10 protein-coding genes are annotated in these 14,263 nt (G+C 64.6%); all 10 read right to left on the reverse strand.

Annotation, left to right across the window (positions count from 1 at the left end):
- Positions 1-3: 3 nt before the first annotated feature.
- Positions 4-195, reverse strand: coding sequence for a hypothetical protein (locus AC0L30_RS23325; RefSeq protein WP_007595173.1), 192 nt, complete (start codon positions 193-195; stop codon positions 4-6).
- 216 nt (positions 196-411) lie between these two features.
- Positions 412-822: an acyl-CoA thioesterase gene (locus tag AC0L30_RS23330; RefSeq protein WP_007595177.1), complete on the reverse strand. Its 411-nt coding sequence runs from the start codon at positions 820-822 to the stop codon at positions 412-414.
- Between the two features lie 37 nt (positions 823-859).
- A complete protein-coding gene (locus AC0L30_RS23335; protein ID WP_473405288.1) occupies positions 860-2,956 on the reverse strand; it encodes a 3-hydroxyacyl-CoA dehydrogenase NAD-binding domain-containing protein in 2,097 nt (698 codons plus the stop codon).
- A gap of 2 nt (positions 2,957-2,958) precedes the next feature.
- Complete coding sequence (locus AC0L30_RS23340) at positions 2,959-4,242, reverse strand: acetyl-CoA C-acetyltransferase (protein ID WP_007595180.1); 1,284 nt, start codon at positions 4,240-4,242, stop codon at positions 2,959-2,961.
- Positions 4,242-6,509, reverse strand: a complete 2,268-nt coding sequence (locus tag AC0L30_RS23345) for an acyl-CoA dehydrogenase (RefSeq protein ID WP_473405289.1) — start codon at positions 6,507-6,509, stop codon at positions 4,242-4,244. The genes AC0L30_RS23340 and AC0L30_RS23345 overlap by 1 nt, the downstream gene beginning before the upstream one ends.
- A gap of 302 nt (positions 6,510-6,811) precedes the next feature.
- Complete coding sequence (locus tag AC0L30_RS23350; RefSeq protein ID WP_354127407.1) at positions 6,812-7,435, reverse strand: flavin reductase family protein; 624 nt, start codon at positions 7,433-7,435, stop codon at positions 6,812-6,814.
- 178 nt (positions 7,436-7,613) lie between these two features.
- Positions 7,614-8,213, reverse strand: coding sequence for a TetR/AcrR family transcriptional regulator (locus tag AC0L30_RS23355; protein ID WP_007595185.1), 600 nt, complete (start codon positions 8,211-8,213; stop codon positions 7,614-7,616).
- 35 nt (positions 8,214-8,248) lie between these two features.
- The gene (locus AC0L30_RS23360) at positions 8,249-11,386 is read right to left on the reverse strand and encodes an efflux RND transporter permease subunit (RefSeq protein ID WP_473405290.1); all 3,138 of its coding nucleotides are present in this window, start codon (positions 11,384-11,386) and stop codon (positions 8,249-8,251) included.
- A 179-nt stretch (positions 11,387-11,565) separates the two neighbouring features.
- Positions 11,566-12,672, reverse strand: a complete 1,107-nt coding sequence (locus AC0L30_RS23365; RefSeq protein ID WP_219684466.1) for an efflux RND transporter periplasmic adaptor subunit — start codon at positions 12,670-12,672, stop codon at positions 11,566-11,568.
- 222 nt (positions 12,673-12,894) lie between these two features.
- Entirely contained in the window at positions 12,895-14,229 is a 1,335-nt protein-coding gene (locus tag AC0L30_RS23370) for an MFS transporter (protein ID WP_473405291.1), read from the reverse strand.
- Between the last annotated feature and the right edge of the window lie 34 nt (positions 14,230-14,263).

Consider the following 14,263-nt stretch of genomic DNA (forward strand, 5'->3'; position numbering starts at 1 on the left):
CGCTTACGCCGCTTCCTTCACATCACCGTTAACCAGCTTGCGCGCGGCGCGCTCGGCTTCGCGGGCGTTGCGGAAGAGCTGGCCTTCGAGACGGTTAAAGCGGTTGGATGAGGCGAAAAAGCAATAGCCTCCCTGGGAACGAACGACGATACCTGCGGTCTGCGAATCGACTTCGATGATGTAGCTGTCCGGCATGGTCCGTGGATTCCTCAGTGCGGGCAAATAACGGCAGTTCTGCCCAAAGGTTCCTGGGCATTTTGACGCCGTTTCCACCCCGGATCGACACGGGATCGAGTACGCCGGGACCTCATCCGTTTTATGACTGGTTCTTGGCAAAGCCGCGGCGCCGTGACTCAGTCGCGCCGCGTTTGGCGGCGCCGCACTTGAGATGGGACGCAAAGTCGCGCGCGATTACGTCGCGATTGGTGGATCGTTTCTCTGGATCGTTTGCGGACGGCCGTCCTCGTCGATCGAGACGTAAGTGAAATTGCCGTCGGTCACCAGGATCGGCTGGAGCTCCCTGCGCCGTAGCGCCCAGGCTTCGAGATGCACGGTCATCGAGGTGCGGCCCACGCGGACGAGATTGGCATAGACCGAAACGAGATCGCCGACATAGACCGCCTTGCGGAAATTCATCGCCTCGATGGCGACGGTCACCGTGCGCGACTTCGCGACCTTTGACGCAAACACGCCGCCGCCGACGTCCATTTGGCTGAGCAACCAGCCGCCGAAGATGTCGCCGTTTGCGTTGGTGTCGGCCGGCATCGCCAGCGTACGGATGCAGAGATCGCCGCCCGGCCCGGCATTGGCTTGTTCGTTCATGCCGCTCTCACTTGAAGATTGCTTACTTGAAGATTGCTCACTTGAAATTATCCCAGCCCGGATCCGGCGCAAAGCGCTCGCCGAATCTCCCGGCCAGCGCGCGCAAGGTGGATACGACATGATCGACGCCACGCGTGCGCGCATAATTCAGCGGACCGCCACGGAACGGTGCATAACCGGTGCCGAAGATCATGGCGCCGTCGACCATGTCGGCGTCATCGACGATACCCTCGCGAAGCGCCGCAACGCAGACATTGGACATCGGCAGCACCAGGCGGTCGATCATCTGGTCGGTGACGCGCGGACCGGTCTCGGGCAACGGCGCCTTCTCGGCCTTGCCGTCGCGCCAGACGTAAAAACCCTTGCCGGTCTTGCGGCCGAGTTCGCCCTTGGCGACCTTCTCCCGCAGCCAGGCCGGCGTCGGCGGCAGCAGATCGCCGAACTTGCTACGCAGCATGTCGCCGACGTCCAGACAAATGTCGAGCCCGACCTGGTCGGCCAGTTCGATCGGTCCCATCGGCATGCCGAACTGCTCCGCGGCGGCGTCGATCAGGCGCTGGTCGATCTTCTCGTCCAGCATCACCATCGCTTCCAGCATGTAGGGCGTCAGCGCGCGGTTGACGAGGAACCCCGGCGAGCTCTTCACCGATAACGGCAGCCGATCGATCGCGCCGACGAAAGCGAGTGCCTCCTTCAGCACCTGCGTATCGTTACCGTCATGGCTGACGACTTCGACCAGTTGCAACCGCGACACCGGATTGAAGAAGTGAAGGCCCACCAGCCGCTCCGGCCGCGCCAGCATGGTGCGCAAATCCTGGAGCGGAATGCTCGAGGTGTTGGTCGCGAGAATCGCGCCCTGCTTCATTCGCGGCTCGAGGCCGGCATAGACCTTCTGCTTGAGTTCGAGCTTCTCCGGGACAGCCTCGATGATGAGATCGGCGTTGCGGACGCCCTCCCCGTCCATGTCGGGGATCAGGCGATCGAGCGCGTCGCGCACCTCGGTCGGTTTGCGGATGATTTTGCCATAGAGCTCGGCGGCGCGCTTGACCGCGCCCGCAATCGGCTCCGCCTTCATGTCGGCGAGCGAGACGCGCAGCCCCTGCCCCGCGCACCAGGCCGCGATGTCACCGCCCATGGCACCAGCGCCGATGACGTGGACATGCTTGATCGTATTGCCGCTCCCAGCCGCTTTCTTCATCTGCTCGCGCAGGAAGAACACGCGGATCAAGTTCTGCGCGGTGGGCGTCACCATCAGCTTGGCGAACGAAGCCTGCTCTGCCCTGAGCATCGCGGCCTTGCTGCCGCCATGGGTCTCCCAGAGATCGATCAAGGCATAGGGCGCAGGATAATGCTCGCGGGACGCGGCCTTCGCCGCCTCCGAGCGCATGCGCCGGGCCAGCAGCCCGCGCACCGGGCCGAAATTCGCCGCACGCGTCAGAAAACCCGGCCGCGCCCGCTTGAGGCGGCCGAACAGTGCATCCTTGACGGCGTTGCGAACGTGGCGCTCCTGCGTCACGGTGTCGACGAGGCCGAGCGATCTGGCGCGGCGGGCATCGATGGTGCGGCCGGTCAGCATCAGGGCCATCGACTGGGTCGGATTGACCAGCGCGGTGAAACGCGCGGTGCCGCCGAGACCGGGATGCAAGCCCAGCATCACCTCCGGGAAGCCAAAGCGCGCGCCGTCGATCGCGATACGCGATTGGCAGGCGAGCGCTACCTCGAGCCCGCCGCCGAGGCAGAAGCCGTGGATGACCGCAACCGTCGGCAGCCTCAGCGCTTCCAGATGGTCGACCACCGCATGCGCGGCGCGGATCCGCGTCTCCACCATTGCGGGATCGCTGGCGCCGCGGAATTCGTTGACGTCGGCGCCGGCAATGAAGCCGGACGGCTTTGCGGAGCGCATCACGAGGCCCGCCGGACGCTCAGTCTCGATCGCCGCGAGCACGGCGTCGAACTCCTCCATCACGTCGGCGGACAGCGTATTGGCGCTGGCATCGGCACGGTCGAACAGCAGCCAGGCGACGCCGTCGGCATCGCGCGTCAGCTTGAAGTTCTTGTAGGGACTGTCTGACGCCGGCTGGGGCCCGAGCGAGAGCATGCGATCGCCGAGCGCAGTCATGATCCTGGAATCCATGGTCACACCGCCTCGATCAGCATGGCACCGCCGAGCCCGCCGCCGATGCATTCGGTGGCAACGCCACGCCGCGTGCCGAGCCGCTTCATCGTGTTGACGAGATGCAGCACGATGCGATTGCCGGAGGTGCCGACGGGATGCCCAAGCGAGATAGCGCCGCCGTCGACATTGAGTTTTTCGCGGTCGATCTCGCCGGCGGCGCCGTCCAGCCCCAAAATCTCGCGGCAGAATTTGTCGTCATTCCAGGCGGCGAGACAGCCGAGCACTTGGGTGGCGAAGGCCTCGTTGAGCTCCCAGGTCTGGATGTCCTGGATGGTGAGATCGTTGCGCTTCAGTAGCGGCGTCACCGACATCACAGGACCAAGACCCATGATAGCAGGATCAAGTGCGGCCCAGTTGCTGTCGACGATGACCGCCTTCGGCGTCAGCTTGTACTTGGCGACCGCGTCGTCGGACGCCAGGATCACCCAGGACGCGCCGTCGGTGATCTGCGAGGAATTGCCGGCAGTGACCTGGCCCCAGGGACGCTCGAACACCGGCCTCAGTTTCGCGAGCGTCTCGGCTGTCGAGTCCGGACGCACGCCATCATCATGGTCGAAGAATTTTCCGTCGCGGGAGAACGCGGTTTCGACTTCGCCCTTGAGAAAACCTTCCGCCTGCGCATGCGCGAGCCGGCGATGGCTCTCGGCGGCATAGGCATCGGACTGCGCGCGGGTGATGTCGAAGAGATGGCCGACGACTTCGGCGGTCTGGCCCATGTTCAGGTCGGTAATGGGATCGGTCAGCCCGCGCTCCAGGCCGATGATCGGCTTGAGATAGCGCGGCCGCAGCTTGAAGGCCGCGGCAAGCTTCGCGGCGACGCCCTTGGCGGTGGCGAGCCCGGCAAACCAGCGCACGCCGGAATTCGGCCACACCAGCGGCGCGTGGCTCAAGGCCTCGGTGCCGCCGGCGAGGATCATGTCGGCATGGCCCTCGCGGATGTAGCGATAGGCGGTGTCGATCGACTGCATGCCGGAGCCGCAATTGATCTGCACGGTAAAGGCGACCATGTCCTCGCCCATGCCGAGCCGGAGTGCTGCGACGCGGGCCGGGTTCATTTCGTCAGCGATCACGTTGACGCAGCCGAGGATGACCTGGTCGAAGGTATCAGGCGAAAACGGCTGGCGCGCCAGCAGCGGCCGGCCGCATTGCACGGCGAGATCGACCGGCGTGAACGGCCCCGGCCCCGAGCGCGCCTTCAGAAACGGCGTGCGGCTGCCGTCGACGATGAAAACCGGTCGTGCCATCAGCTCGCCGCCCTCTGTTCACCGAGTTCCTGGAAGAACTGATGCACGTCGCCGGTTTTCTTGTAAATCGGGGACAGCGCCTCCGGCGCAAAATCGTCGACCTCTATCACCTTTGTCACCGCTTCGCGGGCCGCGGCCAGCTGCTCGCCCTCGGCCTGCGTGATCACACCCTTGGCCACCGCATCCTTCCAGTCGCTTATGTGAGCCGCGCGCATGCGCCTGGCGATGGCGTCCGTGGCCGCGACCAGCTTGAACGCGCGCTCCAGCCGGGCGAAGCCGCCATCGTCATCGACATAAGCGAGGTCGGGCGTGAGGCGGTCGCGCGCGGCCGACGGCTCCAGCACGAGGCTTGCGCATTGATGCACGACCCGGTCGGAGGGACCCAGCACGCGAGCCCCGAAGGGCTGGACCACGAACTTGAGGATGCCTGCGACGAAACGGTTCGGCAGATTGGCGAGAATCTCGGCAAGCCGGTTCTCGATGGTCCGAAAGCCCGTCGCCATGCACCATTCGAGCGCGGCAAAATCTTCCTTCTGCCGGCCCTCGTCCTGCCAGCGTTTGAGCGCGGCCGAGAGCAGATACAGCTCGGACAGGATGTCCCCGAAGCGCGCCGACAGCATCTCCTTGCGCTTGAGCGCTCCGCCGAGCGTCAGCAGCGCCATATCGGCGCAGAGGGCAAACGCCGCGGAGTAGCGCGAGAGCTGACGATAGAAGGGCCTGGCGTCACCCGCATCGGGTGCAAGCGCGAAGACACCAAAGCTCCAGCTCCGGCCGAACGCGCGCAAGAGTGTCTCGAAGCTGTGGCCGACATGCTTCCAGAACACCTTGTCGAAGGCGGTGAGCCCGCGCTCGCGATCGGCATCGGCAAGCGCATTCATCTCGTCGAGCAAATAGGGATGGGCGCGGATGGCGCCCTGCCCGAACACGATGAGATTGCGGGTGAGGATATTGGCGCCCTCGACGGTGATGCCGACGGGGACGGCACGGTGGAGATTGCCGAGATAGTTTTGCGGACCGTCGATCACGGCCTTGCCGCCATGGATGTCCATGGCGTCGTCGACCGCGGTGCGCATCCGCTCGGTTGCGTGCAGCTTCATGATGCCCGAGATGACGGCGGGATGGATGCCGGCATTCAGCGCGGCGCAGGTCAACCGTCGCGCCGCGTCGAGCTGATAGGCGGTCGCGACGATGCGCGCGAGCGGCTCCTCGACGCCCTCGAACTTGGAGATGGAAATGCCGAACTGCTCGCGGATGCGGGCATAGGCGCCGGTGGTGCGCGCGGCATAGGCGGCGCCGGCGGCGGAGAGCGACGGCAACGAGATGCCGCGGCCGGCGGCGAGCGCCGTCATCAGCATCTTCCAGCCCTGCCCCAGCCGCGCCTGGCCCCCGATGACGTAATCGAGCGGAATGAAAACGTCGCGGCCCCAATTCGGGCCGTTCTGGAACACCTGCATCGACGGCAGATGGCGTTTGCCGATTTCCACGTCGGGAAGGTTGGTCGGGATCAGCGCCACGCTGATGCCGAGCTCTTCCTGATCGCCGACGAGATGATCGGGGTCATAGGCCTTGAAGGCGAGGCCAAGCAGCGTCGCGACGGGACCGAGCGTGATGTAGCGCTTGTGCCAGTTGAGCTTCAGGCCCAGCACCTCCTGGCCCTCGAAGGTGCCCTTGCAGATGATGCCGGTGTCGACCATCGAGGCGGCGTCGGAGCCGGCCTCCGGGCTGGTGAGGCCGAAGCAGGGAATGTCGCGGCCGTCGGCAAGACGCGGCAGCCAGCGCTGCTGCTGCTCCTTGGTGCCGAAGTGCATCAGGAGTTCGCCGGGGCCGAGCGAGTTCGGCACCATCACCGTCACCGCGGCGGCAATCGAGCGGGTCGAGATCTTGCGCACCACTTCCGAATGCGCATAAGGCGAGAAGCCGAGGCCGCCGAACTCCTTCGGAATGATCATGCCGAAGAATTTTTCGCGCTTGATGAAGTGCCACACGTCGGGCGGCAGGTCGCGCCATTCCCAAAAGATCTTCCACTCGTCGAGCATGGCGCAGAGCTCGTCGACCGGGCCGTTGAGGAAGGCCCGCTCCTCTTCGCTCAGCGTTGCCGGCGGGACGTTCAGCAGTTTCGACCAATCGGGGTTGCCGGTGAAGAGATCGGCGTCCCACCAGACGTCGCCGGCCTCCAGCGCCTCGCGCTCGGTGTCCGACATCGCCGGCAGCACGCCGCGCGCCCAGGAGAAGATCGGCTTGGTCAGGGTGTCGCGGCGGAAGCTCATGGCGGACCTCATGCATCGGCGCGGTGATCGGGCATTTTAGCGGAAAGTGGCCGGCGGAGGTGAACACTTCACCTGCGAAAAGACGCGAATTGACGCGGCCGGGCAGCCGCCCAAGGGCCATAACGGTCGAGGCGTGGTGGCAGTTCCGGGAGGGGGCCGTTGGCCGCGCCAGTCCTCACGTCATTCCGGGGCACGCGAAGCGTGAGCCCGGAATCCATCGTGCGCCAGCATTGGTCGATGAATGGATTCCGGGCTCGCGCCTAATGGCGCGCCCCGGAACGACGACAGAGAGAGCAGCGGCCTTAATCCGGCCGCACCATCTCGAACATGTTTTCCGGCTTGATCTCGAAATAATCCCCGCTGCGGCCGGCCCGGACGATCGGGCGGGCGGCGGCGGTCTGGTAGACGCCGTCCTTGATCATGGCCTTGTCGATGTGGACGGCAACGACCTCGCCGAGCGTCAGCCAGGCATTGGCTTCCTTGCCGTTGGCGCCCTTGAGCCGGACGATGTCGGACACCTTGCACTCGAAGGCGACGGGACTCTCGCCGACGCGCGGCACGTTGACGAGTCTGCCGGGCACGGCAGTGAGGCCGGCAACCTCGAACTCGTCGACCTCAGGGCCGACGTGCGCCGCAGTCGCGTTCATGTGCCTGGCCAGGTCCATGGTGGCCAGATTCCAGACGAACTCCCCGGTCTGCTGGATGTTCGCGACCGTGTCCTTCCAATTGGTGGAGGAGAAGCCGATGATCGGAGGGACATAGCAGAACGCGTTGAAGAAGCTGTAGGGCGCGAGATTGACGTGGCCCTTGGTGTCGCGCGACGAAATCCAGCCGATCGGCCGCGGCGCGACGATGGCGTTGAAGGGATCGTGCTTGAGGCCGTGGCCCTTGGCGGGCTCGTAGAAGTGCAGGTCTTTGTCGGTCACGCGCTGTTTCCTTCTCGTCATTGCGAACGCAGCGAAGCAATCCAGAATCCTTCCGCAGAGACAGTCTGGATTGCTTCGCTACGCTCGCAATGACGGAGTGTGTTAATCCGTCCTTGCCAGCCACCAGCCGTCATTCCGGGGCGGTGGGCCTGCTTATAGGAGGAAATCCGTCGCCGCGTCAGTGGCGCGGGGACAATCCCGCGATGACGAAATCGATCATCTGGTCGATGGTCGGGCCCGGCTTGGTCGCGCACTGGGCGATCATCTGGGGGTGGAAAAACCGCATCATCGCGGTGCAGGCGCAGAGCGCGGCCAGTTGCAGGTCCGGCGCCTCGAACTCGCCGGACGCCACGCCTTGCGCGATCATCTGGCCGATGACCCCGGCAATACACTCCATGTGGTTGACGCAGACATCCCAGTCCTCCTGCATCGCGATCTCGACCATCTCGTGCAGCTTATTGTCGCCGACATAGCGTTCGGTGTTCATGCGATTGATGGTGGTGAGCAGCTCGCGGAAGCGCGGCGTTACCGGACCGGGCCTCGCCACGATCCGCTGCGCTTCCAGCTCGACCTCGCCCATCAGCGAGCGGGCCACCGCCTGATGAATCGCCTTCTTCGATTCGAAGAAGCGATAGACGTTGGCGGGGCTCATCTTGAGCTCCTTGGCGATGTCCCCGACCGTGGTCTTGAGATAGCCAATCTGGCGGAACAGCCGCTCGGCCACCTCGAGAATACGATCCCGGGTGTCGCCTTCGATATGTTCCGAAACCAGTGTCATCTGTCAGGACTCGTCAATCAGCAGTTCATCTTCACTTATTCAGCCGCCTCAGCAAGCGGAATTGCGTTCTGGTCATCGCTCCCATGCTGCGGCGCGGCAGGTTGCTCGGGGGTGCCCGCCTCGTCCAGGCTCTTGCGGAACCAGAGGGCGTAGAGGCCCGGCAGGTACAGCAGCGTGAGGAAGGTCGCAACGAACAAGCCGCCCATGATGGTGATCGCCATCGGCCCCCAGAACGCCGAGCGCGACAGCGGGATCATGGCGAGGATGGCGGCAAGCGCCGTCAGCACCACCGGACGGGCCCGGCGGACAGTCGCCTCCACGATCGCCTCACGGCGGGTCAGGCCATGCGAAACGTCGGTCTCGATCTGATCCACCAGGATGACCGCGTTGCGCATGATCATGCCGGCAAGCGCGATCAGGCCGAGCAGCGCCACGAAGCCGAACGGGGCGTTGGCGAGGTTGAGCCCGAAGGAGGCGCCGACAATGCCGAGCGGTGCGGTCAGGAACACCAGGATCAGGCGCGAGAAGCTCTGCAGCTGGAACATCAGCAGCGTCAGCATCACCATGACCATCAGCGGGAAGAGAATGAAGATCGAGGCGTTGCCCTTGGCGGATTCCTCGAACGCGCCGCCCGCCTCGATGCGGTAGGCCGGCTCGAGGTTGTCCTTGATTGCCTTCAGCTTCGGCGCGATCTGGCCGGTGACGTCGGGCGCCTGCACGCCGTCGACGACGTCGGAGCGCACGGTGATCGCCATGTCGCGGTTACGCCGCCACATGATCGGCTCCTCGTGGGCATACTCGATCTTGGCGATCTGCTGCAGCGGCACGGCCACGCCGTTACGCGAGGTGATGGTGAGATCGCCGACTGCGCCGAGGTCAAGCCGTTCAGACGAGACGGCGCGCGCGACCACGCCGACCTTTTCGATGCCGTCGCGCACGGTCGTCACCTGTGAGCCCGAGATCAGCATCGACAGCGCCTGCGACACGTCTTGCGGGGTCAGGCCCATGGCGCGGGCGCGATCCTGGTCGACGACGAGCTTGAGGTAAGGCGACTGCTCGTTCCAGTCGAGCTGGACGTCCTTGACACTCCTGTTCTGCCGCATGACGTCGCGGACCTGGTAGGCGATCTCGCGCACCTTGTTGGCATCGGGTCCGATGACGCGAAACTGCACGGGGAAACCAACGGGGGGACCGAAATTGAAGCGGTCGACGCGCACGCGGGCCTCGTTGAGCGCGCCGTCGGCAACGGCGTTTTCAAGCTTGGCCTTGATGCGCTCGCGCGCCTCGACGCCCTTTGCGACGATGACGATTTCGGCAAAAGCCTCGTTCGGAAGCTGCGGATTGAGGCCGAGCCAGAAGCGCGGCGAGCCCTGCCCGACATAGGCCGTGTAGGTCTCGATATCCTTGTCGTCCTTGAGCATGGTCTCGGCCTTCTTCACCGCCTTTTCCGTGACGTTGAAGGCGGTGCCCTCGGGCAGGCGGAGCTGGAGGAACAGCTCGGGGCGCTCGGACAGCGGGAAGAACTGCTGCTGGACGTGGCCGAAGCCGACGATTGAGGCGATGAAGACGCCGACGGTCGCGGCCACCACCGTGATGCGGTGGTTGACGCACCACTGCACGATGGCGCGCAGGCCCCGGTACATGCGGGTCTCGTAGACCGCGTGCGGATCGTGATTGTGGTGCACCTTGATGTTGGGCAGCAGCATGACGCCGATATAGGGCGTGAAGATCACCGCCACGAACCAGGACGCGACCAGCGCGATCGCCACGATCCAGAAGATGCTGCCGGCATATTCGCCGACCGCGGAATTGGCAAAGCCGATGGGGAGGAAGCCAGCGGCCGTGACCAGCGTTCCCGTGAGCATCGGAAACGCAGTGGATTCCCAGGCAAAGGACGCCGCACGCATGCGGTCCCAGCCCTGCTCCATCTTCACCACCATCATCTCGACGGCGATGATGGCGTCATCCACCAGCAGGCCGAGCGCGATGATCAGCGCACCCAGCGTGATGCGGTGCAGATCGAGCGACATCGTGTTCATGACGACGAAGACGATGCCGAGCACCAGGGGCACCGACAGCGCGACCACGATGCCGGTACGCCAGCCGAGCGCCAGGAACGACACGAACAGCACGATGACGAGGGCTTCCATGAAGGAGTGCACGAATTCGCTGACGGCGTGCTCGACCACCTTGGGCTGGTCGGCGATCAGCTTGATGTCGACGCCCTGCGGCACCGCCTTCATGAATTCAGCCGTCGCCTTCTCGACCTCCTTGCCGAGATCGAGGATGTTGGCGCCCTTGGCGGTGACGACGCCGATGCCGATCGCGGCCTTGCCTTCCTGGCGCACGATGAAGCTCGGAGGGTCGACATAGCCATGGGTGACGGTGGCGATGTCGCCGAGGCGGAACACGCGGCCGTTGCTCTCGACCGGAGTCTCCGCGACGGCCTTGGCGCCGTCGAGCGCACCGGTGACGCGCAGCGGCACGCGCTGCGACGAGGTCTCAACCGTGCCGGCCGGCGTCACGTTGTTCTGCTTGGCGAGCGAATCGAACAGCGCCTGCGGCGTGATGCCGAGGGTGGCGAGCTTGGCATGGCTGAATTCGACGAAGATGCGCTCATCCTGGTTGCCGTAGACGTCGACCTTGGTCACGCCCGGCACCTTCAGGAGGCGCTGACGGAAACCCTCCGAGACCTTCTTGAGCTGGGCGTAGTCGGCGCCGTCGCCGGTCATCATGTAGAGGATGGAATCGACGTCGGAGAACTCGTCGTTGACCACGGGTCCGAGAATCCCTGCGGGCAACTGGCCCTGCACGTCGGCCAGCTTCTTGCGCAGCAGATAGAAGAGATACGGAACGTCCTTCGGCGGCGTGGAGTCGCGGAAGGTCACCTGGAGCGCAGTGAAGCCGGGCTTGGAATAGGTCTGCACCTTCTCGAAGTAAGGCAGCTCCTGGATTTTCTTCTCGATGGGATCGGCGACCTGCGCCTGCATCTCCTGCGCGGTCGCGCCCGGCCACAGCACGGAGACGTTGACCACCTTCACCGTGAAGAACGGATCCTCGGCGCGGCCGAGCTTCTGATAGGAGAAGAACCCGGCGACGCCGAGAATGAGCATCAGGAACAGGATCAGCGTCGGATGGCTGACGGCCCAGGCCGAAAGATTGAAGCGCTTCATCGCACTCTCCAAAGATGATCCGGTTGCAAAAAACGACAGCCACTCTGTTCGAACCGTCGTCGCGAGGCAGCGAAGCAATCCAGGGGGCTGGGCAGGTTCTGGATCGCTTCGCCGCTTCAGCCAAAGCATTTGCGCTCGGGCCGAAACTCACCTCACACGACGCAACTCGTAAACGAGACTTAAAAGGACAGTGACGACACGATCCGCACCCGCTGGCCCGGATCGAGCTTCTGAACGCCGAGGGCGACGATCTTGGCGCCCTCTTCGACACCGCCGGTGATGACGACGTCGTTGCTCTCGTAGGACTTCACCGTCACCGGCTTCAGCGTGACCCCGCCGTTGTCGTCGACGACGTAGAAGGACGGTTTGCCGCCTTCGTTGAACAGTGCCGACAGCGGCAGCCGCGCAACGCGCTCGGTCGCAGCGTCCGACAGCGTCAGCGTCGCGGTCATGCCGAGCGAGACCTTGTCGTCGGCCTCGGGCAGCGAGAACTTGGCGAGATAAGTGCGTGTCGCAGGATCCGCGGTGGGCGCGATCTCGCGCAGCTTGGCCGTATATTTCTTGCCCGGCTCCGACCAAAGAGTGACGCTGGCGGCGCCCGATTTGGCACGTCCGACCAGCGTCTCAGGGATCGCGACGACCGCTTCCTTCTCGGCAAAGCGGGCGACACGGATCGAAGCCTGGCCCGCGGCGACCACCTGGCCGGGCTCGATCAGCGTTGCGGTGACGACGCCGCGGGCGTCGGCGTTGAGCGTCGCGTAGGAAAGGGAATTGTTGGTCAGTTCGACCGAGCGCTCGGCCCGGTTCAGGCGGGCACGCGCCTCGTCGGCGGCGGCGCGGCTCGAATCCAGCTGCGCGTCGGTGGTCCAGCCCTTGGCCTTCAAATCCTTGGCGCGCTGCTCGGCGGCGGCGGCCTGGGCCAGCACGCCGGTCGCAGCGGTCTGCTCGGCGACGGCTTGCTCGGCCTGGAGCTTCAGATCGACCTCATCGAGGACCGCGAGCGGCTGGCCGATTTCGACGGTCTGGCCGACTTCGACCAGACGCTTGGCGACCTTGCCGGCGACCCGAAAGCCCAGATCGCTCTCGATCCGCGGCCTAATGGTGCCAACGAAGCTGCGCTCGGGCTTTTCGGCATCATAATGGGCGGTGGCGACAAGAACCGGCCGCGGCGGCTCGGCCTTTTCAGCGACGGTGTCATTGCACCCAGCGAGGGCGGCAGCCATCAGCGCCAGCGAAACACCGGCCAAGAGCCTCGAATAGCTGGACAAAACGGATCGGACGAACATCGGAGGACACTCCCTCGGCTGCAATGAGAGGAATGTCGACTAATCACTGATAAAAGTCAATAATCGTCAGTCATCAGGAATCTGTGATCGTTAAGAGGTGGTAACCTCCGCGGGCTGCCCCTGGCGGAAGCCTGGACTGTTCGAAGAAAGCGTCGCGCCGCAGGTCCCCCAGAGGGCCGCGTGGAAATAGGCCCTGGCTTTCGCGGAGGCGACATTTCGAGGCTATCGCCGCCCCTGCTCCGCGAACTCGTGCTTGCTTTCGTGACCGCCGATGAAGACCAGGATGCCGGCGATCAGCGGCAGCACCGCGAGCACGAGCAGTCCGGTCGAGGTCTGGCCGGTGGCTTCCTTGACCCAGCCGATCAGATAGGGCCCACCGAAGCCGGCGAGATTCCCGATCGAGTTGATCAAGGCGATGGCACCGGCCGCCGCCGTGCCGGAGAGCCAGGCGGTGGGCAAGGTCCAGAACACCCCGAAGCAGCAGAACACGCCGATCGCGGCCACCGTCAGCACCATCATCGTCAGGGTGGGGTCGGTGAGATAGGAGGAGACGCCGAGAGCGACGGCGGTGAGCAGCAACGGCGCGCCGACATGCATCACGCGCTCGCGCGTGGCATCGGAATGCCGTGCCCACAGGATCATCGCGATGGTGCCGAACAGATACGGGATGGCGGTGACGAAGCCGGTCTGGGCGTTGGTGAGGCCGAACGCCTTGACGATCTGCGGCAACCAGAACTGCATGCCATACAGCGCGCCAACGAAGCCGAAATAGACCAGGGCGAGCATGATCACCTTCGGTGAGGTCAGCGCCTCACTGAGCGACAAATGCTTCACCGCCTGCTTGGCCGCGATCTCGGAATCCAGCTTGGTCTTGAGCCAGGCCTTCTGCTCGGCCGAGAGCCAATCCGCCTTCTCCGGCCTGTCGGTGAGATAGAACCAGGTGACGATGCCGAGCAGCACAGACGGAATGCCCTCGATGATGAACAGCCACTGCCAGCCCTTCAGGCCCATCGCGCCGTCGAGGCCGAGCAGCAGGCCCGAGACCGGCGCGCCGATCAAGGTGGAGACCGGCACGGCGATGGCGAAGGCCGCGAGGAAGCGGGCGCGGTATTCGGCCGGATACCAATAGGTGAGATAGAGGATGATGCCGGGGAAGAAGCCGGCCTCGGCGACGCCGAGCAGGAAGCGCAGCACGTAGAAGCTCGTGACGCCGCTCGTGAGCGCCATCAGCGCCGAGATGATGCCCCAGGTCACCATGATGCGGGCGATCCAGCGGCTGGCGCCGAACTTCTCCAGCGCCAGATTGCTCGGCACCTCGAAGATGAAATAGCCGATGAAGAAGATGCCGGCGCCCCAGGAGAAGATCAGCGGCGTGAATTTCAGCTCGGCATTCATGGTCAGCGCGGCGAAACCGAGATTGACGCGATCGAGATAGGAGAAGAAGTAGGCCAGCACCAGGAACGGGATCAGGCGCCAGGAGATGGCACGAATCGTCGAGGTCTCGATTTCCAACTTGGCTGCGCCGGTCGAACCGGCATAGGTCGTGGTCTGGCTCATGGCTTCCCCCGGGGTTGTTGCTTTTATGGGCTGA

Source organism: Bradyrhizobium sp. MI1.11 (assembly GCF_055811255.1).

Bases quoted from the DNA above. Each gene is read 5' to 3' on its own strand.
- AC0L30_RS23325 (WP_007595173.1), bottom strand. From the start codon at position 195: ATGCCGGACAGCTACATCATCGAAGTCGATTCGCAGACCGCAGGTATC.
- AC0L30_RS23365 (WP_219684466.1), bottom strand. From the start codon at position 12,672: ATGTTCGTCCGATCCGTTTTGTCCAGCTATTCGAGGCTCTTGGCCGGT.
- AC0L30_RS23355 (WP_007595185.1), bottom strand. From the start codon at position 8,213: ATGACACTGGTTTCGGAACATATCGAAGGCGACACCCGGGATCGTATT.
- AC0L30_RS23335 (WP_473405288.1), bottom strand. From the start codon at position 2,956: ATGGATTCCAGGATCATGACTGCGCTCGGCGATCGCATGCTCTCGCTC.
- AC0L30_RS23345 (WP_473405289.1), bottom strand. From the start codon at position 6,509: ATGAGCTTCCGCCGCGACACCCTGACCAAGCCGATCTTCTCCTGGGCG.
- AC0L30_RS23370 (WP_473405291.1), bottom strand. From the start codon at position 14,229: ATGAGCCAGACCACGACCTATGCCGGTTCGACCGGCGCAGCCAAGTTG.
- AC0L30_RS23360 (WP_473405290.1), bottom strand. From the start codon at position 11,386: ATGAAGCGCTTCAATCTTTCGGCCTGGGCCGTCAGCCATCCGACGCTG.
- AC0L30_RS23340 (WP_007595180.1), bottom strand. From the start codon at position 4,242: ATGGCACGACCGGTTTTCATCGTCGACGGCAGCCGCACGCCGTTTCTG.
- AC0L30_RS23330 (WP_007595177.1), bottom strand. From the start codon at position 822: ATGAACGAACAAGCCAATGCCGGGCCGGGCGGCGATCTCTGCATCCGT.